The sequence below is a fragment of the Colwellia chukchiensis genome, assembly GCF_002104455.1.
Classification (GTDB): domain Bacteria; phylum Pseudomonadota; class Gammaproteobacteria; order Enterobacterales; family Alteromonadaceae; genus Cognaticolwellia; species Cognaticolwellia chukchiensis.
The window spans coordinates 635,514-657,964 of the sequence record NZ_NBOC01000001.1 but is presented as its reverse complement, the minus strand read 5'-3'; the positions used below and the strand labels follow the sequence as shown (position 1 = coordinate 657,964).

Genomic DNA, 22,451 nt, shown 5'->3' with positions numbered 1-22,451 from the left:
AATAAACACTACAAGTAAAAATAGCAACAAATAGATTGCTTTTGTTTTAATATAAGCCACAAAATAAAGTAGATTTAAGGTTGGCTTGCTTCGTTTTTTGTTTGCTCAATGTTGGCAAGCTATAACAGATTAATGTTTAAGTTCAGCGCTAATTTCAATTATGGCTTTAACGGAAAACCCATTTTATCGACTAGGTTTAGCCAAAGAATGCGCCAACCACCTTTTTCATCACAGGTATCTAAGGCATATAAGGTAATTTTTGCACCAAGCCATCGAAATGGCTCGGGTGGTATCCAAGCGGGTACGGTTTTAGCAAATTTTAATTGCCGCTCCATAATAGCTTTGTCATCAACAATCGCTAACGCTACTCGCGCGGCGAACCGACTGGCAGTGACACCAAAACCCGAGTAGCCGCCGGCATAGACCATTTTTTTGCCATGAAAATATTGATAATGCACCGCCATACGCGTTGTTAATGCAATCGGTCCACTCCAAGCATGCGAGATTTTGATGCCGCTGAGCGTGGGCAAGGTTTTATACAAGGTATTAACTAAGGCGATATAGGGGCTGGCCGTTTTATCATGTGCGGGATCAGTATTGTTATCATAAAAGTAACCTAAACGACCCCCAAATAGCACCCGATTATCTTTTGTTAAGCGCATGTAATTTAATTGGGTTCGGGTATCGTAAATCCCTTGACGATTTTTCCAGCCTAAAGCCGACATTTGCTCGGGCGTTAGTGGTTCAGTCATGACAATTCGATCACGAATGGCTGCCACCCGTTGGCTGATTTTCTTTTTATGCTGAGTAAAGGCGTTAGTCGCTAGTATCACTTTGCTGGCGCTAATATCGCCCTTGGGAGTTTTCATTAAGACTTGCTTACCTTTGCTTTTACTGCTGAGCATCGGCGTATGATCATAAAAAATCACCCCAAGACTTTTCGCCGCACGTTTTAAGCCCCAAGCAAGTTTTGCTGGGTGCACAGTACCTGAGCGCTTTTTAGACCACAGCCCACCTGCAAATAATGGCGAGTTAATTTCTTGTTGAACCTCTGCTTTATTGAGCAAATGCGCATCGTGGCCAAACTTAACATACAGCGCATGCTCACTATTAATGTCTTGCAAGCCATGCTTGCCTACCGCGACAGTTAACTCCCCTGTCCACTCAAGATCACAGTCGATATTATACTTTTCAATGGTGGCACGAAATTGGTCAATGTTTTCTTTACCAAGGCGTTCCAATGCTGGCATTTCATCTGCAAACAGTCGATTGGAGTTTGCCATGCCATGCATTAAAGAAGTTGACAAAATAGCACCTGGTCTGCCGGACGCACCGATCGCAGCGGTGTTGGCTTCAATTACAACCACATCACGCTCAGGATTTTGCTCTTTGGCTTGCAGTGCTGCCCACAAACCGGTGAAGCCACTACCGACAATCAGCAAGTCGGTACTGATATGGGTCATCAGTGGTGGCTCTGCAGCGGGACAGTCAGGATGATCTAACCAAAATGGGCTAAATTGGGTTGCTTCTAACGCTTGTTTTGCTTGCTCTTGCACAGTACTAACTCCTACTAGATATCACTCTACGCACGACAATAAGCGCTAATTAATGACTTATCCTGCGGTTAGTACTAACTTAAACGGCTGAAATTTTTGCGCTACCCCCTAAAAGGTAACTCTTACTAAATGGCACCTGCAACTTTCTCGTAAACACGAAAACGCGTATCAACGCGGTTATTGATCACTAACATAAATTAGCAAATGATCAACATCATTGGCTAACGGCTCTTGTTGTAAAATATCAATAAACAAGGCTAGCAACTCTGACTGGCTTGATAAGAAGGTTTTGCCGTAAATATTTTTTTTGTGCATTTTCACCGTTTCATAACCAATTGCCATAATAGCGGCAATGGCTTTGGTAGAGTGTCCTTGCAGTAACAATTGGCATACTTGATACTCTTTCTTAGTTAAAATTTCTCGACCAAAATTGACGAGCACATTTTCTACATTTGAGTCATTGTTAATGCCGGTATCATCTAATTTAGTCAGATGCATGCTAGACAAGTTTTGCAGTGGTTGATATAGCTGCGACAATAACGCTTTATCTGCTGCGCTAAATGGTTGAGCGTCGCCAAACCGGCTAATGTCGATATGAAAACAACGGTCATTATCGGTAGGAAATAGATAGCCAAGTTCGTCCACAACATTTAAAAAATTAAAGTAGTGGCTATAACTAGTGGCAAATTCATCAGGTGCAATTTCACTTAGCTGAAAAAAACCAGAACGGTTTTTATCAGCAAATAATCGATAAAAAGGGTCAAGAACATAAAGCCGTGTTAAATACTTCCATGACTCTTCACCAGACAAACTGTCCTCATTACCATCAGTTGCATAACGATAAAGCAATCGCGTGTTGGCCGCACGATTAAACTGTAAAATTAATAATTCATCAAACGTAATGATCGTCGCCAGAAAGTTTTTCAGGTTTTGATAATAGGCGGCAGTACCGACACTTTGGGTCAAGGTAATTAAAGCATTACTGTATTGGTCTAATTGCATATTGTGATTGCTCCTCACACTTATGTCATCTAATACTAGGGATTAATATTCAACCCCTTTCAACAAAAAAACAGCGACTTGTAAAGCCGCTGTCTTAACTTACTATCCATATTGCTTACTTAAAGTTGTTTACTTAAACGGTTGCTTGTTGCAACTTTTTAGCGCCACGATATGTAACAACTTCACCAATGACGATCACTGACAAGGCTCCCCACAACACTTCCCAAACCATACCTTGACCGGGCACATAAATAAACAGCGTAATGGTTACCAATAAAATTGCCGCACAAAAATAGGCAATAAATTTCACCAAGGTCGGACTGCCAGGAAACCTAAAATGTCCATCGGGCGCAATGCGACCGTTAATACCAATATGCGCCTGACGAATTTTTACAAACGCGGTGCAAACTGCAACATAAGGCAACATAAAAATCACGCCACTAAAGGCAAATAGTGACCAAAATAAATCTTCATTATTGCCGGCCATAAAACCATAAAGCAATAATAAGATTGACGCTGAAACTCCTAATAAAACCGCAGCCCCTACCGGCGTACCATGTTTTGACTCTATCGCAAACCACGACGGTAGCTCTTTATCAATAGCAGCTTCAGCAGCTGCGCGGTTAGCACCCATAGCCCAGGTAGCGCCATTAGAGAAAAACGTATACAGTGCACCAATACCGAGAAATACCACAAAAGCATCACCAAGCGCACTCCCGCCAAAAAACTGACCCAAGGTATCCATTAAGCCATCAACCACGTCAATTTTTTCCGCTGGTTGCGCAATTAAAATAGCGATGCTGGCGAGAATATAAGCCCCGACCACCACAACGATTGAAGAAAAAACCGCTTTAGGTAGGTCTTTGCGTGGGTTTTTCATTTCGGCACTACTGGCGCTGGCTAATTCAAAACCTAACATGCCATAAACGACAGCGGGTAAATACTGCAGACTTAAGCCACCATTTTCCGTGGTAGGTATCATAGTGGCTAAAGTAAACTCATTGGCAATACCATGCTCTAAGCCGTAAGTTATGCCACCAATGATCAGCACTGCAAAAATTAATATTTTTAAAATCGCGCCCACATTCGGGATCCACTTACCGACGTTTAGCGCCACAACATTAACAAAAACTACCACCCAAATTAACACTAAACCCAGCGCTATTTGCGCACTTAACGACATTTCAGGGAAAAATATTTGAGAAAATATACCAGCAAATAAAATAAATATCGCCGGTATCCACACCGCAACGTTAGCCCAATAATACCAACTAATGCGTGACGCCATTTTTTGCCCGTAGGCACGTTTAACCCAGGCATAAATGCCACCTTGCTCTGGATACACTGAGCCTAGTTCTGTACTAATAGCACCAAAGGGGATCAAAAAAACGACGGTTAATAATAGCCACCAAAAGATGACCGTAGGCCCCATTACCGCACCCGCAGCCAGAGTATCTAATAATAGAACCGCCGAGACACAGAACAAAAAAATGTCCCGTTTCCCTAGTGTTTTCTCGTGTACATGTTGTGTGTTCATACGTTCCTCACGCTAAAGTTAAAATTATAATTATTGTTAGTTACTGCTGCGTTAGACTTTATGATTACCCGGCCTATGGTGTCAGTTTGCACCAATCATGTTAACGGTTTCCGCTTACACCTCAGCTGCTGCAGTATTGATATTTTTTTGTTTGCTAAGTCTTTGATAAACAACTTGCTTTACTTATTTTTTAAACATTCTTTATTGTGACCAAGGTCACTATTTATTATTTATTTTTACTATCTAGGCCCATGTAATTGACATGACTCGACCCCTCAATCAGCACAGCTTTTATGTGTTAATCGATATCACCATAGGCATTAACCACCATTAATTTGTTTTTTTACCCCGCGACTAAGTAACCAAATGCTGAGCAAGACTAGCGGCAACATACCAGCTAAAATAAGTGACTTGTGCAGTGGCAAAACCATGTCATCTAGTGCGGTTAGCACATAGTCAGCCAGCGCTAAAACATAAAACGTCATCACCACCACAGAAACCCCTTCAACGGTTTGTTGCAGATTAAATTGCATTTGCGCCCGACGATCCATCGATTGCAGCAAGGCTTGGTTTTGCGCTTCAATCGCCATATCAATGCGAGTGCGAATAAAATCACTGGCGCGATCGACTCGGCTAGATAAATCATCTAAACGACGTTTCGCTGCTAATACGGTACGATATGCGGGAGAAAGTCGTCGATCAATAAAGGCATTAAGAGTTTGTAGTTCAGCGATTTCTTGCTCTTGTAACTCCGCAAATCGACTTTGAACCATTTGGTAATAAGCACAGCCGGCATCAAAGCGGTAGCGTGAACTTGCAATTAGCTCGGCAACATCAGCAGCTATTTTAGATAATTGTGCCAATCGGGCTTTTTCGTCACTTGCAACTTGACCATGATTTTGTTGGTTAAGAATATTAGCCAGCGCTGACTCCATGGCACTGACACGGCTGCTCACTTGCTGTGCTAACGGAAATGCTAATAGTGTCATATTACGATAGGCTTCAATCTCTAACAGCGCCCGCAACACACGACCACTTTGACACTCATTTAAACTAGAGTTAACAAGCAAAATACGGTTAAAATTATCCTTATGTAGGCGTAAGGCTGTTAGTATAGTTGCTTGCGCTGAGACAATTTCTGCACCAATTAAACGTTGCCCTTCAAAGTACTGGCGCAGGCTATCACGCTCAAGGCTAATATCTTTGGCATCTAGCGCATCAATGTGAACTGCTGCAATAATTTTCCCTGGGATCTTATCAAGCCAATCAACAGGCACTAAGGCAACGGGTGGGCATTGAAACGGGCTTGGCCCGCGCTCATGGATTAAAAAGCTATAACTACTAAACTCGGTATGACGCTCCCAGCGAATTTCATACTCGCCGATACACTGATAAAAGCACGAAGCGCCTGCCAAAGGCGGATTAACACTGTAGCGAGAACTTAGCGCTGTTAAATGCGCTAACTCCTCAGCCCTGCTTGTGGCTTCTGGTTGAGCTTTATCGTGTAGAAAACACAATTGCGACACGCGTAATGGCGCTTTAGCTACCGGAAATGGCCGCGCATGTAAGTCGGTATAAGATTGTTGAAAATAACTATGCTTGGCTAACTGACTATAGTGCTGATGGTTCATCAACATGGCTAATGTTTCATTTTCGCTGCGCACTAAATCCCTCCAAAACTATGCTATTCCTTGTCTGGTGCCGATTTCCTAAACGGTACTGGCATCTCGCTAACAAGCTAGCCTCATAGGCATACCGTTTTCTAATCTATCGATCATGAGCGGCTAATCGCCTACAAAAGACAGCAATCATACTGCAGGCTATTGAAATAAAAAAAGCTCGATCTGCCAATGGAATAATTCCAAAAAGGGGGATGTAATTAATGCAGATCAAGCTAAGGAAACTTGCTTATTAGTGGGCTAAAACATCACTGCTAGCCCAAAGCCTTTAGTTAGCTAATGATTTAAAAAGCTCGGCAAACTTTGTTAAACCTTCAGTCGCAACCTCGTCACTGATGGTCAACGCGGGTAAAAATCGAATCACATTGCCGTAAAATCCACAGGCGAGTAACACTAATCCGTACTTGGCAGCGTTAGCAATAATCGCTTGTGTTAACGCGGTATTAGGTTGCTCAGCGTCGCCATTTTCGACTAACTCCATCGCAATCATCGAACCTTTATTACGCACCTCTATAATTAGCTCTGGATGCTCACTTTGTAGTTGTGATAATTTTTCGTTAAATAGTGCACCTATTTCATTCGCGCGTTGCACTAAGTTTTCTTCTTCGATAATTTCTAACACGGCTAAGGCGGCGGCACAGGCTACTGGAGAGCCACCATAAGTGCCACCCAAACCGCCTGGTAATGGCGCATCCATGATCTCACTTTTACCAACCACAGCGGCAATAGGGAAGCCACCGGCAATGCCTTTCGCCATCGTCATTAGATCTGGTTCAACACCTGAATACTCAATATTAAACATTTTGCCAGTACGACCAAAACCGGTTTGAATTTCATCGGCAATTAAAACAATACCGTGTTGATCACAAATATCACGCAATGCCACTAAGAACTCGGTCGGTGCGGCATAAAAGCCCCCTTCACCTTGTACCGGCTCAATAATAATCGCGGCAACATCACTTGGCGCAATATCTACTTTAAATAAGTTTTCTAACGCTTTTAGTGCATCTTTAACAGCAACGTCATGACAAGCCATTGGATACGGCGCATGAAAAATATCACCAGGAAATGGACCAAATAAATTTTTATACGGTGAAATTTTACCGGTTAATGCCATGGTTAAATTAGTACGACCATGGAAACCACCGTTAAACGCAATTACGCCACGGCGACCGGTATGAGCACGAGCAATCTTGACACAGTTTTCCACCGCTTCAGCGCCAGTTGAGACAAATATGGCTTTTTTAGCTGATGGTCCAGGTGCAATAGCCGTCAACTTTTCTGCTAACTCAACCCCTACCTCGTAAGGGTTTACCATGACACAGGTATGACTGAATTTATCAACCTGCGCTTTTACTGCATCAATAACTTTTGGATGGCTGTGGCCGGTGTTAGTTACCGCAATACCGGCACCAAAATCGATAAAACGGTTACCTTCTACGTCCCATAGCTCAGCGTTTTTTGCACGCTCAACATAAACCGGATACACATTTCCTTGTCCTCGAGCGATAACCTGACTTTTTCTAGCCTGTAAATTTTCATTGTTCATAGTACTTACCTAATGCTGTGAATGTGCTATTTGAACTAGCACAGACAATAATTAACATGCGATTATTTATCTAAACCGCCCATACATAAATATTTAATTTCTAAGAAGTCATCTAAGCCGTATTTCGAGCCTTCACGGCCACTACCCGATTGTTTAATACCACCAAACGGTGCGGCAGCATTGGAAATAATGCCTTCATTGATACCGACCATGCCGTACTCAAGCGCTTCTGCTACACGCCAAATAGTGCCAATGTCGCGGGCATAAAAGTAAGCGGCTAAACCAAACTCAGTATCGTTGGCAATGGCAATCGCTTCAGCTTCAGTTTCAAAGGTTAAAATCGGGCTAACAGGACCAAAAATTTCATTTTGTGCGATGGCCATATCGTTAGTGACATGACTCAAGATTGTCGGCTGATAAAAGTTTTCACCAGCATCGCCTTGTTGTCCACCCATGACAATTTTTGCACCTGCGGCAACTGAGTCAGCCACCAAGGTTGCAACATCATTGACAGCAGTATTAGATATCATAGGTCCAATGTTGATGCCGTCATGTAAACCATTGCCAATGTTAAGCTGGGCAACGGCGGCGGAGAATTTTTTCGTAAACTCTTCATGGACACCGCTTTGCACCAATATACGGTTAGTACAAACACAGGTTTGTCCCGCGTTGCGGTATTTTGATACTAAGGCACCTTGTACCGCCGCATCAATATCGGCATCGTTAAAAACGATAAAAGGTGCGTTGCCGCCTAATTCCATCGATACTTTTTTCACCGTTGTTGCACATTGCGCGATTAAGCTTTTGCCAACGGGTGTCGAGCCCGTAAATGTAAACTTGGCAACATCCGGATGCTGGGTTAACACTTTACCCATACCACGAGCATCATCACCAACAACCACGTTAAATACACCCGCTGGAATACCGGCACGCTCAGCAAGTTCAGCCATGGCTAACGCTGATAATGGCGTTTGCGTCGCTGGACGAACGACAAAAGTACAACCTGCTGCCAGTGCTGCCGCCGCTTTTCTGGCGATCATAGCATTTGGAAAGTTCCATGGCGTGATGGAGGCAACAACGCCGACAGGCTGTTTAATCACCACAATTCTTTTATCCCCTGAAGGGCCGGGAATAGTGTCGCCATAAACACGCTTGCCTTCTTCAGCAAACCACTCTAAAAATGCAGCACCGTATGCGATTTCACCTTTTGCTTCAGCCAGGGGTTTGCCTTGCTCCATGGTTAAAATGCGCGCCAAATCGTCTTGGTTTTCCATCATCAAATTAAACCAGTTACGCATTAAGGTAGCGCGTTCATTGGCTGACTTTGCTGACCACATTTTTAATGTGTCTTTCGCCGCTTTTACCGCTAATTCGGTTTCAGCGACACCGGCATTACTGATGGTTGCAACGTCGCTGTTATCTGCTGGGTTCGTGACGGTAAGCTGCGCATCACTGCTATGCCAGCTACCATTAATATAAGAAAAGTTTTTAACTAAGCTACTGTCTTTTAAACCAAGATCTTTGGGATTTTGCATCTTTCGCTCCGTTGCAATGTGTTTTAACTATTGAATATCAATTCAAACTCAGATTAAATACAAAACATTCAACCTTAAGTTTTATATATACCAAACTAATAGAGTAGCATATGCCAATACCCTCCATTATCCCCAAACCGATAACAGAATATGATTTACGCCTGTTACGGATATTTACCTCTGTGGTTGAACACGGCGGTTTTGCTGCCGCAGAAAAGGCGCTAGGCATTACCCGCTCTACCATCAGTGTTCATATGTCAAACCTAGAAACCCGCATGAAACTCAAGCTTTGTTTACGCGGTCGTGGCGGGTTTTCACTAACTGAAGATGGTCAATTAGTGTACCGGGCAGTTATTAGCTTATTTGATTCATTAAACGACTTTTCACTGCTCGTCGCATCATTAGGTAAAGAATTAAGTGGTGAGTTGGTGATTTTATGTGCTGATCAATTAGATAAAGTTAAGCAAAGCAAGTTAGCACAAGTGATTGAAAACGTCGCAACGAGCTCACCCAATTTGCATATTGTTTTAGATGGCGACTCGATTGAAAATATCGAAAAAATGTTATTAAAAGATAAAGCCCATATTGCGATTTTTCCAGGCTACCAACAGGTTGAAGGTTTAAATTATGTGCCACTTTCCAGCGAACCTATTTTTCTTTGTTGTGCCAAAAAACACCCGTTTTTTGATCGGGTCGATAGCCAAATAAACGATCATGACCTAGCAACTGCCGCCGCCATCCATCCGGGTATTGATATTGACCCCGATGGTCGTCAACAATTACAACAATTAAACTTATCGGCTCGGGCCTATCAATTTGACACCCGCAAAGCCATGATCTTATCTGGTCGCTACATAGGCTATTTACCACAAAGTTACATTCAGCAAGAGCTGAATAAGGGTGAAGTACGACTTATTCATCCCAGTAGCCGCACTTACCAATTTAATTTATCTTTAGTGAACAAGAAAAACCCCAGAGAGTCCAATAAAGTGGAGTTATTGCGCAACGCCTTTGCTAGCGCGTTTTCCTTATCGCTATAGCAAGAGCACACGCTGCTATAATGTCAACACTTGATGTTTTTGCTGCCGATAATCAGTTGGCGTATAACCGTGCCAATTTTTAAAGGCTCGATAAAAATTGGCGGCGTGCTCGTAGCCAAGAATATAACTGATTTCTTGTAGTGGTATTTTGGTTTTATCTAAGTAATCTTTCGCTAATTCCATGCGCACTTCATTAACAATATGGCGATAGCTTAAGTTAGACTTTTTTAACTCTCGATGAAAGGTATGTACGGGTAGCTGTAATTGTTGTGCTATGTTTTCTAAGCTCGGGAACTCTCGCTGGGGCGTTAACAACAATAAGCGCCTGACTTGATCAACTAAATCACTTTGTTTATCGAGCTGAGCTAAAATCAACGAGCATTGTTGCTGGCACAAGTCGGCAGTGGCTTGGTTGGCGGTAGTAAAGCGCATATCATACCAAGCTTCAGGAAAAATCATTTCCGTTTCTTGTTGTGCAAATAACACTTTGCCCGGAAAAATCTCGTTATAATAAGGCGCATAACTTGGTGCCGGATAAGCCAACTTAATCGTTAACGCTTCGACATCAATTAATTGAGGTAAACGCAGTCGCATCCACTTCCATGTGGAGCTTAGCCATTCTTCTTGCAAGTAAATGGCGTAAACACTGGGTCTTGCACTTTTTTGTAACTGAAAAGTAACATAATTGTTGTTGCTGCTTTGTTCAGCGGTTAATGGATGTGGAAATAACGAATAATTGCTGGAAGTAATTTTCCACGATTGGCGCAGGTTTTCAACACTCAATGAGGCATAGCCTAATACCCCAGCATCACTGACATCAAATAGTTGCCCTAACTTCAAATAAAAATCCGTATCCGCTAAGGTCGGTGCTGACAGTTCAAGTAATTGATAATACTGATTTAATGTGATCAAGCTTTGATCAACATCGGCAGGGTTAATCCCCCCCCCTACTTGTGCCACACACGCTTCTATATCAAGCGTATCGCTAAGCCCTTCTGCCTTAACGAGTGCGTAAAAGTGAGAAAATAATTTTCGGGCTAGGTGGTTGGTTTGCTGATGCGCTTCTTGAATAAACATATCATTTCCATTTTAAGTTAACATCACACCGCTTCGATTGTCATAATATGATAGTGATTTGTCAACTAATGATAGTTTAATATGCCAATGCTCTTGCTAAGCTCTAACGATAAAATGTTAAAAATTGTTATAAAGTGTTATGTGGCCGAGTGGCCTGCGTAACAAATTCGTCCAGAATCAAAAGAGAAGTAAGCAATGAGTATAGCGAATACGGCACTGCCAAAAGGAAAGAACTACATCAGCAGCCATGCCGGTCATGGTGCAGGTCAAGCAGATATTGTTTTTAAAAATGCGCGTATTTACACCGTAAACCCCGATCAGGTATGGGCTGAAGCGGTCGCCATTAAAGATGGCATTTTTATCGCTGTCGGACAGTTTGCCGATATGCAAGACGTGATTGACGATCATACCCAAATTGTTGACCTTAACGGCCGCTTTTGTATGCCCGGCTTGTATGATATGCACACTCATCCTGATTTAACCTTAGCGCCTGGCTATGCTGGCTACTTAGACGTTGGCTTTGAAGATCCAACACCGGAACAAGTGAAGCAGGCTATTTTACGCTATGGCGACGATAACCCTGAGCGCGAGTGGATTTTTGGTCAATATTTTGTGCACTTTCAATTTAAGCGTGAAGGCATAGCCGCAACGCGCGAGTGGTTAGATAGTATTATCAGTGACCGCCCTGTGGCGATTCATGATCGCTCTTGGGGTTGTATTTTAGTCAACAGTAAAGCCCTTGAATTGGCGGGTATCGATGCCAATACCCCAGACCCGCGTAACGGCTATATTGAAAGAGACAGCATTACCGGCGAGCCAACGGGTATTTTAGTGGATGGCGCTTATGCCTTAATACATACCGCGATGCCACCAACACCAGCTCATGCTTTGCAACGTGCCTATCGTGAAGGCATGCATTACCAAACTAGTCGTGGTGTAGTCGCGACTAAATATGTGCATGTTTGTGAACACCGTCTTGATGCCTTAAAAGCGATAGATGATGCTGGCGATATGACTTTACGCGTTGAGGCTGCGATTAGCTGGCAAGACGATATTTTTCCGGTGCGCCGTCGCTGGGAGCTATTAGCGGGGGCACGACACTATTACCGTAGTGCAAAACTTAACGCTAACGCCGTGAAATTTCACTTTGATGGTACGCACGGATCATTCTCCTCATACCTTGCCACACCTTGGACTGGCACAGATGACTGGCGCGGTGGCTTAAACTTAACCCCTGAGCATATTACCGATATGGTAGTAGATATGGATCGCCGTGGTATTCGTGTTATTGCGCATTGTGTGGGTGATGGCGCTTCAGATATGTTTCTTGATGCCATCGCTGTCGCCCGTAAACGTAATGGCCCCAATGGCGTGCGCCACCAATGTGCTCATGCCACCGTATTGCTTGATGAAAACCTACCGCGATTTGCCGAGTTAAATGTCGTTGCTGAATTTTCACCGGTTGGTTGGTTGCCAGAGCCTTACGCCCGTGGTCGCGAAGTATTAGGTGAAGAGCGCTTTGATCGTATGTACAACTTTCGTGGTGTTATCGACCATGGCGGCATTGCGGTCATGGGCACAGATTGGCCGGTATCCAACATCAATTGCTGGATAGGCTTTGAAGCCATGATGACGCGGAAAAACCCGTGGTTTGATAATGACGAAACCTTCCATGGCCAACCGATCACGTTAGAAGAAGCGATCCGAGTGATGACCATTAATGGCGCCCATTGCATGAGCATGGAAGACAGCGCCGGCAGTATCGAAGTGGGTAAATCTGCTGACATGATCACGCTAGATCGCAACCTATTTGAACTAGAGTTACAAGGCAATGTCCACAATACCCAGGTCGATTTAACCGTCATGGCTGGTCAAGTGGTTTGGGACAGAAACGGTGAGCTAGCGCAAAGCAAACTAAAAGCGCCATTAAATCCAAACAATGTACAAAACTTTTACCCGAGAATGGAGGGCTAAAAATGTCAACACCAATCCCAGTCACCATAGTCTCTGGCTTTTTAGGCGCAGGTAAAACCACCTTGCTTAACCGCATTTTAAATAGCGATATTTACGCCAATAAAGGCTTAAAAATTGCTGTTATGGTCAATGACTTTGGCGAGTTGAATATTGACAGCCAGCTTGTGGTGAGTGCTGAGCAAAATATGATCAACCTAGAAAATGGCTGTATTTGCTGCACGGTAGAAAGTGATTTAATTGAACAGTTGCGTAAACTGCTGCAAATGCGCTCAGGTCGCCCTGATGTAATATTGATCGAAACCAGTGGTGTTTCTGAGCCGTCCAAAGTGGTTAACACCCTACGTTATCCTGAATTTAAAAATCAACTCAGCGTAGATGCGGTGATCAGCATGCTAGATGCTGAACAATTTAACCAACTTGAAGGCACCATGAAGCGCTTGGCCATGGACCAATTGAGTGCCGCTGATATCGTGGTGATCAATAAAACTGACCTAGTCAACCAACAACAATTGCAGCAAATTAAAGCGCAATGGTTATTTCCTAATGCCAGTGTTTATCAAACTCAGTATGCCAATGTACCGCTTGAGCTATTACTGGATATTAGTGCCAGCTCAGCTGTGCCTAGTACTGCTGTGCACGCACATCAATGTACTGCCCAGTGCCATCACACAGTGGATAATGCTGACGCACATAGCCAACAATTTTCCACCATGAGTTGGCAACATGATCAGCCACTTAAGCTGAGTAAGCTAAGGCAAGTGCTTACCAGTTTACCCGGCAATATATACCGCGTAAAAGGGATTGTCGATTTAACCGAAGTGCCAGAGCAGCGCTGTTTAGTGCATAAAGTCGGTTCTCGATTAACAATAGAAAAACAAGAAAAATGGCAAACCTCTAAAAGCAGCCAACTCGTGTTTATTGCCAGCGAAGCGATAGACAATGAACATATTCAGCTGCAGCTTGCTTCAACCGCTGCCGATGCTGCAACCAGATTGCAAGCTTAGTATTGCTACCTAGCTTGCCTATTAATACCTAGAGAAAGAGTAAATATAATGACACAAACAACCCAAAACCCTGCCGTGAAATACTCCAGCTTTACCCAGCGCATTGGCGGCGACTCTGTTGAGGCCTGGGACATCCTTTATCGTGGCTTAGCCCGCCAAAAAGCCGGTGACGATGTGATTGTATTAGCTTTGGGCGATCCTGATTTTGACACCCCAAGCCCAATTATCGAGGCGGCATACTCTGCACTACAAGCCGGGGCAACGCATTATCCGGATGTTAGCGGTGATGAAGAATTAAGAACCATCATCGCCAATTGGCATACAGAAACAACCGGTTTGCAAGTCAACAATGAACAAGTGGTGGTCATGAACGGCGCCCAATGTGTACTTTATGCCGCCGCGCAGTGTTTATTAGAGCCAGGCTCAGAAATTATTATTCCAGAGCCAATGTACACTACCTATGAAGCGGTGTTTAACTCTACCGGTGCAAAAATTGTTCGTATTCCTATTCGCCCTGACAATAACTTTCAAGTCATGCCAGCAGATATTGCTGCGGCCATTACCGATAAAACCAGTGCTATTTTATTAAATAGCCCCAACAACCCAAGTGGCGCAATTTTTCCACGCGAAACCATGGAAGCGGTTGCACAACTTTGTCAGCAACATAATTTATGGTTAATCTCAGACGAGGTTTACTCGACACTGACCTTTGAAAAAGAACATTTTAGCCCATGTGTGCTACCTGGTATGGCTGAGCGAACCATCACCATTAACAGTTTATCAAAATCTCATGCCATGACCGGTTGGCGCGTAGGCTGGGCGGTATGCCCTCCAGAGCTTGCGATACATTTAGGTAACTTAGCCTTATGTATGTTATTTGGTAACCCGGCTTTTATTCAAGAAGCGGCAAAAGTGGCGTTAACCAAAGATCTACCTGAACTTGCGATCATGAAAGATACCTACCAACGTCGACGTGATGTGCTGTATGCGCGCTTAAAAGATATTGACGGCTTACATTGTCACTTACCCGAAGCTGGGATGTTTTTAATGGTCGATATTCGCAGTACCGGGCTATCAAGCCAGGCGTTTGCCTCCACTTTACTCGACAAGTTTGATGTTGCAACACTGCCTTGCGGCGCGTTTGGACCTTCCATTGAAGGCTTTGTGCGCATAAGTCTGTCAGTATCGGAAGATATTTTAGTAACCGCAAGTCAGCGTATTGCCGCTTGTATGGAGTATGTTGCAAGTGAACAAGCACGTTTAGCCTAGTGCCTAAAACGGTAGCTAACCTCTGTGTTAGCTGCCAATTAAAACGCTGAGTATGGAACACAATAGCAGGCAAAAATGTCGCGCTATAGATAATAAAAACAGGCCATGCACTACGAGGCAAGTCAGAGCTAGACTCCAGATTTCCTCCTAGACATCGCAGACAATAAACCACTATTTTAGGTATCACAATGGAAGAAATATCACATCAGAAGCAAAATTCAAATAAATATAAAAAGCTCAAAGATCCGCTTGCTATGTTGCTTGGGGTGACAATATTTTTATCCATTAACAACCTTATTTATAACGTACTCTTTATTGTCTTAGGCTCGGCAGCTGAATTAAAAGGCTATTCAGTGCAACAAATTGGTTTGTTAGGCTCGGTCTATTTAGCGGGGCAAGTGGTGGCAAATTTCTCCAGTGTGCTTTGGGTTAGACGATTAAACTGGAAGCATGTTATTGGTTATGCAACGGCTATTTCCGTTATCTCATTATGCTTAGCCGCTTTTGCGAATTACCTAATGTTTTTAATCTTGCTTGCCATTACCGGTCTTGCAAGTGGCGCGGCTTTAGCCTGTGTTATGTGTTGTATTAGTGGCATGAAAAACCCAGCTAGAGCCTATAGTTTAGGGCTCATTTTGCAAATGCTTATTGCAGGTGCGGTTACCTATGTATTACAAGTCTATATCACGCCTGATTTCGGCTATTCTGGTTTGCTTTACAGTATTGCCGGTGTGTTTGCCTTAACCTTATTATTTGTTAAAACGATTCCTAGTACTGATACTAGGGGCCAGCAAGCAAGTGCTGAGCTTAACACGAGCACGAAAAAGCAAGCGCCCGTCTCGCTTGGGGCCATTTTTGCCTTATTTGGTATCGCGTTTTACTTTATGAGTCAAACCGGTATCTGGGGATTTTTAGAGCGTATTGGTGATAGTAAGAATATGGATGGAGAGTTTATTGGTATCACTTTGGGCGTGGTATTAATCCTATGTTCACTTGGCGCGGCGATTGCCATGAAAGTCGGCAACAGACTTGGTATTATTTCACCTATGTTTATCGGTATATTACTGACAACTTTATCGTTATTTTTGTGGTATGTCAGTGACGATAAATGGGTTTATTCTTTTGCCGCGTTAATTTTTGCCAGTGTTTGGAACTTTTGCTTACCCTACCAATTGCTTGCCGTTACCCAAACCGATACCGATGGTCGATATGCGGCAATGATCCCAGCATTTCAATCAGTCGGAGGCGCATTAGGTCCGGTGATGGTTGGCGTTTTAGTGTTTAATAATAATTACAATTATGTTTATTTGATGGCGTTTGCCACCACAGTGATCAGCTTTATTATTTTCTGGTTAGTGGTGAGACACCACAAAGCAAGTGCAAAAAAAGTCAGCGAGTTAGCCAAAGTAAAAAAGTCTGAATTGTTAAGCACTAATGTGTAACTTTTAGCGCCCCCTTCCCTGGTTGACTAATATATAGTCTATATAGTCACGCTGCCTAGCATGGAGTTAAGCAGCGTTTTTTATCTAGTAAACATTATGGATTATTTTTAATTAGCTTATGCTTATTAACTTATGTGTATTAGCTCAATCTAAGTATCTGACACACCACTACCTGCCAATATTGACATTATTAGGCTATGGAAGCTTAGCTAGTCGTTAAAGTTTACCTGCCCCAGATAACAATCATTTATAATCAAACCTAACAATCGCAAAAGCCAGCGGAGCGGTCGTTCGCCTAATAGTATTAACACGACTTCATATTGATAAGAAGCCAAACAAACGGGTAGCTAGTTTTATATACAGTGCCATTGCATTTCCCCTATATTCAGTAAAATGCGCATTTTTGTCGGCTAAAAATTTCAGAAATTTTTTATAAGTGCTTTAGCTAGCTAAGATTTATTAGATTTGTTATTAATAGTGCAATTATTAAAATACGCGATGTTTGAGCAAAAGAATGGGCAATGCACGCACGATTAAATTGTTATATAACTAAAAGGATTAGCATGCGCAGTAGCGATTACATCAATTACTTTGCTGAAATTAAGACGTTAGATATTTCAGAACAAGAAGTTTTACTTGAGAAAGCTCGTTATGAAGTATTTACCAATCAAAAGCTTTCTGGAAAATCAGCATTATATTTTATTGTAAGTCTATTGGCTGCAATGTTAATTGCTATTATTCCACCTTATATTATTGGTTTTTCATTAATCATTAATACAATATTTTTGGGTTTTGGTATTTTAGTCTCGCAGTATTTAAGTAAATGGCTTAATGGTCGCTTGCTATACAAAGGTCTAAAACACGTTGTTTCTAGCAACGGTATATAACAAGTGAATCTGCGGGGTCAGAGCCTTTGATTTTAAAACTCATACTCCGTTAGCGCTACTTAGCAAGATACTCAGTAGCGCATTTTTTTGTTTTTCCTGTTGCTCTTTGTGTTTGCAGCGTTGTAATAACCAGACATTAAACGCCTAGCGTCGCAATTAATTAGCAAAAAATAGACGATTTTACCGGCACAATTGTCGAGACAATTGGCTAGCTCTGCACTCGATTTCTGCCATTTGCTTTTGCTTTATAAAGCATAACATCTGCATTAGTGAGCAAAGCGCTTTCAGCTTGCTCTTGTTTAGGTATCATAGTGGCTAAGCCAATGCTTGCGGTTAAATGGTCGCTAACGGGTGAGTTTTGATTGGCAATATTGAGCGTATTGATTGCCTCGATGAGTTTATGGCATAGCTGTTTTGCATTGACAAGCGAGGTGTTGCCCCACACTAAAGCAAATTCTTCACCGCCATAGCGCGCGCATATATCACCAGGTCGTTGGTTAAATTCTTTTAATAATGCCCCAATCTTAACTAAGCACTCATCACCAGCCTGATGGCCATAGGTATCATTTAATAGTTTAAAATGATCTAAATCCATGATAGCTAAACTAATCGGCTGCTGCACTCGAGCACACCTTCTCCATTCTTGTTGTAGAAACTGATTAAAGGTTCGTCGATTAGCAATATCGGTAAGCCCGTCAATACACGCTTGCTCTCTCACCGCTTCTTCAGCGAGTTTTCGTTCGGTAATATTTTGATGTGAAATGACAAAGTGGTCGGCATGATTAATCTGTACTGCTGTTACACGCATCATAAACCATCGTTTTTCATCTGGACTATGACAAGGGTATTCAAAATAAAATTTCGCTTGTTCTTTATTGATAACACTTCGAATGCCAACTGCAGCTTGGCTGCCAAAGTCATCGCCTACTTTAGATGCTTTGTCACACTCGTCTAGGTAATTAACCCCCAGCCAATCGCTGCCCATATCACAGGCATTATTGACGCTAAAGTTAGACCAACTTTTATTTGCGTACTGAATTTTACCCGCGACATCAACAACCACAATATGCTCTGTGATTGAGTCAAGGATCAGGCTTAAAGCTTCATGTGAGTCTTTCATTTTTATTTACTTACATTAGCAAGAGATTGGGAGTCGATTTCTTCACAGCGCAGCTGCTTTTTTTAATAGCGCCCCTTCGGGGTAATTATGCTAACTACTAATTACTTATTAATAACAAATTTCCGCGAGTTGCGCCATTTATAGCGGGAATAACAGAGATTAAAAGTTACGGCGAGCTGTACATTACTTGGCTGGTTTTCGGTTTTTGATGCTAGGCTTGTTATAAAAGCCGACAATAAAACATTGAGTGCATTCATTGTCGGCTTAGTCTGTGCTTTTATCAGCTTAGCGGTAAAATTCTCCCCGAGGCTATGATACGAATCAGACTAAAGATGATATTTTTAACGATAAATCAGATGAGCAGATTATCGTTATATCAATTAATCGCGAACTATTTATCGTTAAACTTCTATCCATACGGCTTTAGTTTTTAAGAAGTAAGCTAATTGCTCAACGCCTAAGTCTTTACCAAAACCAGATTGCTTAACGCCGCCAAATGGCGTGCAGCTATCGACTAAGTCATGGGTATTTACCCAAACAGTGCCGGCTTCAAGGTTTTTGATCATGCGCTGCGCGCGCGAGATATCTTGGGTAAACACACTCGCCGCTAAGCCATAAATATTATCATTGGCTAAGCTTAATGCTTGCTCTTCGCTATCAAAGGGAATAACCACCAGCACTGGACCAAAGATTTCTTTTTGTACAATCTCCATGTCATTATGGCAATCGGCAAATACCGTGGGTTGTAGGTAGTAGCCTTGACCGTCAAGGGCTGCGCCACCACAAACCACCTTCGCGCCCTCTTGTTTACCTTTTTCAATATAGCTCAGTACCGTATCAAGCTGAGTTTTTGAGATCACCGGCCCCACGTCACAGTTGGGGTCTAAGCTCATACCAATATTCATTGCCTGTACCCGCTGAACCACTGCATCAACAACTTGTGGGTAAAGCTCTTTTTGTACATATAAACGCGATCCGGCACTGCATACTTGACCAGTATTAAAGAAAATACTTTGTTGTGTTGCCGCAACAACTTTATCAATATCGGCATCGTTAAATACCACCATTGGCGATTTACCGCCTAACTCTAACGTCACTGGGGTAATATTTTGCATCGCCGCTTGCCCAACTAATTTGCCCACTTGCGTTGAGCCGGTAAATGACACTTTATCAACATCTGGGTGTGACACTAAATGGCTGCCCACCTCGACGCTACTGCCGGTCACAATATTAACAACCCCTTTCGGTATGCCCGCTTGCTGACAAAGCTCAGCAAAATAAAGCATGCTCAACGGCGTTAACGGTGAAGGCTTTAAAACGATAGTGCAACCGAGGGCTAACGGTGCAGCCATCTTCCAAATAGCCATGGTAAATGGCCAATTCCAGGGCACTATAGCCGCGACCACTCCCACTGGTTGCTTTAAGGTATAAGCGAAGTGGTCACCTTCAACCGAAACATTTTTGGTGCTACCTGCTATTTTCGTGCTCCAACCCGCCATATAGCGTAATACATCAATAGAGCCATCAATATCAACCGCTTTACAACCGGAAATGGCTTTACCTGCATCAAGAGATTCGAGCTCAGCAAGGGTTTGGCTGTGCTGCTCAATTACATCAGCTAAGCGCAATAATAACCGCTCTCTTTCATTAGGCTTCATGCGTGACCATGGGCTATCAGTAAAGCTGCTTTTTGCTGCAGCCACCGCTAGGTCAACATCGGCAATACTGGCATCGGGAACTTGTGCTAACAAACCGGCTGTACAAGGTTCAATAACCTCATAAACGTTACCGCTTTGTGCAGAGCAAAACTCACCACCAATGTACATCTGCTGCTTTTGCGCAAGAAATCGCTTTGTATGCTCAGTGACAGGAAATTGGGTGATAAAATGCTGTAGGTCTTTATTCATTATATTTGCCTTTAGTTATTCGATATTTACTGCACTCTTTTTATCATGACAAGATGCAATACCAAACTTGGTACCAGAAATGTACCGATTTTATGAGTAATTGTTTCGGAGTTAATCACGCTAACGCCAAGCAACATCCATGTTTAACTTTTTCATCAGCAGACCACGCCCTGACGCCTGAGTAGCTCACGCAATGGTTGTAATTGCACCTGATAATGCCGCCATTTTTCCACTGAGCTGTTATAGATAGGTTGGCGAATTTGCGCCGCACTTGCCGTAGTACTTGCCTGGCTATTTTCATGAAAATTTAAGCATTGCTCCTGCCAAGCCAATTGACAATATTGCATAATTTTTCGACTTTCTGCGGCCTGATTTTCAACTAAACGCTCATAACTTACGTCCAGTATTTTACCAGGTAACACCTGATGCCAATGCGCCATTAACTTTTGGTACGCCGCGTAATAGCGCGCTAAGTCGTCAAAATCATAAGAAAACGGATATGCATCTTTAAACAAGGTTTTATAAATAGCATAACAAGCATCCATGGGTTCACGGGTTAAATGGATTATTTTCGCGTTTGGAAACGCCATCATGATCAAACCGATATATAAATAGTTTAGCGGCAGTTTATCTATAAAATGTTGACTGTCACCGATTAAGGGCCGCACAGTGCGCACATAGTTTTCTGCCAGTTGCGTAAAATCAATGTGAATAGAATTGCTGATCAAACTCAATTTATCTAAGGCGATTGGCGGTTGCTGCTGGCGCGCAAAATCTTTAACTAACTCGATCATGTTAACGGAGAAATGATTCAACTCACCTGCAGAAACAACTTGGCTATGGTGACCAACAATACGCTCAACTAAGGTAGTGCCAGTGCGTGGTAAACCAAGAATAAAAATAGGCTCGCTAGTGGTACTGACGCTGTTACTTGCGGCAATAACTTGCTGACTAAAGGTGTTGATAATATGGTCAATGGCTTGTAACTCACTGTCGACATTATAATTACTGTGCTGACGGCGTAAATTACAACCTCGCTGCAAATAGGCAAACGAAGCATCATAATCTGCGATATCTTCACACTCTTTCGCCAAAGCGAAGCAAATTTTAACTTCATCACGCCAGTCATCAAAACGCTTTGTCAACAGCGCTTTTAAGGTATCTATATGATTATTGTCTGGGCTTTGTTTTCGTAAATGACTCCGGTTATTGTAAGCTTCATAATCAGTGGGATTAATGTTGATGACCTGATCATAGGCCTGCTCAGCTGCCTTTAAGTCACCATTGCTGCGTAATGCGGTAGCTAAGTTAAATAAAAAGTCACTGCGCTGTGGCGCCATTGCAACCGCTTGCTGATACATTTTTAGCGCTTTTTTATGTTCAGACATAGCGCTAAATAAGGTCCCCAATTTATCCCAATGAAAGGCGGTTTTAGCCGGCATATCCACCACCTTGTTTGCCAAGGTTTTTGCCTTGCTAAGCTGTAAGCCTTTTGCTAATGCCGAGGCTAACTGCAAGGCATAATCAGGGACGTTCTCTGCTAAATTTAGTGCTTTTTCTGCGCACTCAATAGCGCCGGCAGCTTGGCCTAGCGCTAATAAAATAACACTCATTAAATGCCAATACTCTGCTTGCTCTGGAAAGTCGCTGACAAGGGCTTTCATTGGCGCATAGGCTTCTGCAAATTGTTGTTTATTGAGTAATGCAAGAATAGATTGATAACGTGACTTATCTGCCATGGCTTAACTCTTTTAAAATGTTTATTGCACCGGATAAAGCTCAAGCGATGCCGTGCTAGTTAATTAATGTCTGACCTTGACAATGTGACTTATATTTTTTGGTGCTAAAAGCACACAAGACTCTCAAGCTTTTT

General features: G+C 42.8%; 16 protein-coding genes. 6 read left to right on the top strand and 10 right to left on the bottom strand.

Annotated elements, in window-relative coordinates:
- Positions 1-158: 158 nt before the first annotated feature.
- The 6 genes from B6K83_RS02945 to B6K83_RS02920 all read right to left on the bottom strand — a co-directional run bounded on the left by B6K83_RS02945 (position 159) and on the right by B6K83_RS02920 (position 8,858).
- The gene (locus tag B6K83_RS02945; RefSeq protein WP_085283048.1) at positions 159-1,556 is read right to left on the bottom strand and encodes an NAD(P)/FAD-dependent oxidoreductase; all 1,398 of its coding nucleotides are present in this window, start codon (positions 1,554-1,556) and stop codon (positions 159-161) included.
- A gap of 177 nt (positions 1,557-1,733) precedes the next feature.
- A complete protein-coding gene (locus tag B6K83_RS02940) occupies positions 1,734-2,558 on the bottom strand; it encodes a helix-turn-helix transcriptional regulator (protein ID WP_085283046.1) in 825 nt (274 codons plus the stop codon).
- Positions 2,559-2,691: 133 nt separating this feature from the next.
- Complete coding sequence (locus B6K83_RS02935) at positions 2,692-4,095, bottom strand: APC family permease (RefSeq protein ID WP_085283044.1); 1,404 nt, start codon at positions 4,093-4,095, stop codon at positions 2,692-2,694.
- Between the two features lie 320 nt (positions 4,096-4,415).
- Positions 4,416-5,759 carry a DUF3422 family protein gene (locus B6K83_RS02930; RefSeq protein WP_085283042.1) on the bottom strand — a complete coding sequence of 448 codons (1,344 nt, stop codon included), beginning with the start codon at positions 5,757-5,759 and terminating at the stop codon, positions 4,416-4,418.
- Between the two features lie 283 nt (positions 5,760-6,042).
- A complete protein-coding gene (gene gabT / locus B6K83_RS02925) occupies positions 6,043-7,323 on the bottom strand; it encodes a 4-aminobutyrate--2-oxoglutarate transaminase (protein ID WP_085283040.1) in 1,281 nt (426 codons plus the stop codon).
- 62 nt (positions 7,324-7,385) lie between these two features.
- Positions 7,386-8,858, bottom strand: a complete 1,473-nt coding sequence (locus B6K83_RS02920) for an NAD-dependent succinate-semialdehyde dehydrogenase (protein ID WP_085283038.1) — start codon at positions 8,856-8,858, stop codon at positions 7,386-7,388.
- A gap of 110 nt (positions 8,859-8,968) precedes the next feature.
- Here B6K83_RS02920 and B6K83_RS02915 point away from each other — a divergent pair, with 110 nt between their 5' ends.
- Positions 8,969-9,898: a LysR family transcriptional regulator gene (locus tag B6K83_RS02915; protein WP_085283036.1), complete on the top strand. Its 930-nt coding sequence runs from the start codon at positions 8,969-8,971 to the stop codon at positions 9,896-9,898.
- Between the two features lie 15 nt (positions 9,899-9,913).
- Here B6K83_RS02915 and B6K83_RS02910 read toward each other — a convergent pair whose 3' ends face one another.
- On the bottom strand, positions 9,914-10,975 hold the full coding sequence (locus tag B6K83_RS02910) for an AraC family transcriptional regulator (RefSeq protein WP_085283034.1): 1,062 nt from the start codon (positions 10,973-10,975) through the stop codon (positions 9,914-9,916).
- Between the two features lie 195 nt (positions 10,976-11,170).
- Here B6K83_RS02910 and B6K83_RS02905 point away from each other — a divergent pair, with 195 nt between their 5' ends.
- The 5 genes from B6K83_RS02905 to B6K83_RS02885 all read left to right on the top strand — a co-directional run bounded on the left by B6K83_RS02905 (position 11,171) and on the right by B6K83_RS02885 (position 17,551).
- Positions 11,171-12,949: an amidohydrolase gene (locus B6K83_RS02905; RefSeq protein WP_085283032.1), complete on the top strand. Its 1,779-nt coding sequence runs from the start codon at positions 11,171-11,173 to the stop codon at positions 12,947-12,949.
- Between the two features lie 2 nt (positions 12,950-12,951).
- A complete protein-coding gene (locus tag B6K83_RS02900) occupies positions 12,952-13,953 on the top strand; it encodes a CobW family GTP-binding protein (protein WP_085283029.1) in 1,002 nt (333 codons plus the stop codon).
- A gap of 48 nt (positions 13,954-14,001) precedes the next feature.
- Complete coding sequence (locus B6K83_RS02895; protein ID WP_198951649.1) at positions 14,002-15,222, top strand: pyridoxal phosphate-dependent aminotransferase; 1,221 nt, start codon at positions 14,002-14,004, stop codon at positions 15,220-15,222.
- A gap of 188 nt (positions 15,223-15,410) precedes the next feature.
- Positions 15,411-16,664: an MFS transporter gene (locus tag B6K83_RS02890; RefSeq protein ID WP_085283027.1), complete on the top strand. Its 1,254-nt coding sequence runs from the start codon at positions 15,411-15,413 to the stop codon at positions 16,662-16,664.
- A 563-nt stretch (positions 16,665-17,227) separates the two neighbouring features.
- Positions 17,228-17,551: a hypothetical protein gene (locus B6K83_RS02885; RefSeq protein ID WP_085283025.1), complete on the top strand. Its 324-nt coding sequence runs from the start codon at positions 17,228-17,230 to the stop codon at positions 17,549-17,551.
- Positions 17,552-17,759: 208 nt separating this feature from the next.
- Here B6K83_RS02885 and B6K83_RS02880 read toward each other — a convergent pair whose 3' ends face one another.
- The 3 genes from B6K83_RS02880 to B6K83_RS02870 all read right to left on the bottom strand — a co-directional run bounded on the left by B6K83_RS02880 (position 17,760) and on the right by B6K83_RS02870 (position 22,317).
- The gene (locus tag B6K83_RS02880; RefSeq protein WP_085283023.1) at positions 17,760-18,671 is read right to left on the bottom strand and encodes a sensor domain-containing diguanylate cyclase; all 912 of its coding nucleotides are present in this window, start codon (positions 18,669-18,671) and stop codon (positions 17,760-17,762) included.
- 401 nt (positions 18,672-19,072) lie between these two features.
- Positions 19,073-20,578 carry an aldehyde dehydrogenase family protein gene (locus B6K83_RS02875; RefSeq protein ID WP_085283021.1) on the bottom strand — a complete coding sequence of 502 codons (1,506 nt, stop codon included), beginning with the start codon at positions 20,576-20,578 and terminating at the stop codon, positions 19,073-19,075.
- A gap of 155 nt (positions 20,579-20,733) precedes the next feature.
- A complete protein-coding gene (locus B6K83_RS02870) occupies positions 20,734-22,317 on the bottom strand; it encodes a tetratricopeptide repeat-containing sulfotransferase family protein (RefSeq protein WP_085283020.1) in 1,584 nt (527 codons plus the stop codon).
- Between the last annotated feature and the right edge of the window lie 134 nt (positions 22,318-22,451).

Excerpts from the sequence above, each read along its gene's own strand:
- B6K83_RS02940 (WP_085283046.1), bottom strand. The coding sequence starts at position 2,558 with ATGCAATTAGACCAATACAGTAATGCTTTAATTACCTTGACCCAAAGT.
- B6K83_RS02935 (WP_085283044.1), bottom strand. The coding sequence starts at position 4,095 with ATGAACACACAACATGTACACGAGAAAACACTAGGGAAACGGGACATT.
- gabT (WP_085283040.1), bottom strand. The coding sequence starts at position 7,323 with ATGAACAATGAAAATTTACAGGCTAGAAAAAGTCAGGTTATCGCTCGA.
- B6K83_RS02920 (WP_085283038.1), bottom strand. The coding sequence starts at position 8,858 with ATGCAAAATCCCAAAGATCTTGGTTTAAAAGACAGTAGCTTAGTTAAA.
- B6K83_RS02915 (WP_085283036.1), top strand. The coding sequence starts at position 8,969 with ATGCCAATACCCTCCATTATCCCCAAACCGATAACAGAATATGATTTA.
- B6K83_RS02910 (WP_085283034.1), bottom strand. The coding sequence starts at position 10,975 with ATGTTTATTCAAGAAGCGCATCAGCAAACCAACCACCTAGCCCGAAAA.
- B6K83_RS02905 (WP_085283032.1), top strand. The coding sequence starts at position 11,171 with ATGAGTATAGCGAATACGGCACTGCCAAAAGGAAAGAACTACATCAGC.
- B6K83_RS02900 (WP_085283029.1), top strand. The coding sequence starts at position 12,952 with ATGTCAACACCAATCCCAGTCACCATAGTCTCTGGCTTTTTAGGCGCA.
- B6K83_RS02895 (WP_198951649.1), top strand. The coding sequence starts at position 14,002 with ATGACACAAACAACCCAAAACCCTGCCGTGAAATACTCCAGCTTTACC.
- B6K83_RS02890 (WP_085283027.1), top strand. The coding sequence starts at position 15,411 with ATGGAAGAAATATCACATCAGAAGCAAAATTCAAATAAATATAAAAAG.
- B6K83_RS02885 (WP_085283025.1), top strand. The coding sequence starts at position 17,228 with ATGCGCAGTAGCGATTACATCAATTACTTTGCTGAAATTAAGACGTTA.
- B6K83_RS02880 (WP_085283023.1), bottom strand. The coding sequence starts at position 18,671 with ATGAAAGACTCACATGAAGCTTTAAGCCTGATCCTTGACTCAATCACA.
- B6K83_RS02875 (WP_085283021.1), bottom strand. The coding sequence starts at position 20,578 with ATGAATAAAGACCTACAGCATTTTATCACCCAATTTCCTGTCACTGAG.
- B6K83_RS02870 (WP_085283020.1), bottom strand. The coding sequence starts at position 22,317 with ATGGCAGATAAGTCACGTTATCAATCTATTCTTGCATTACTCAATAAA.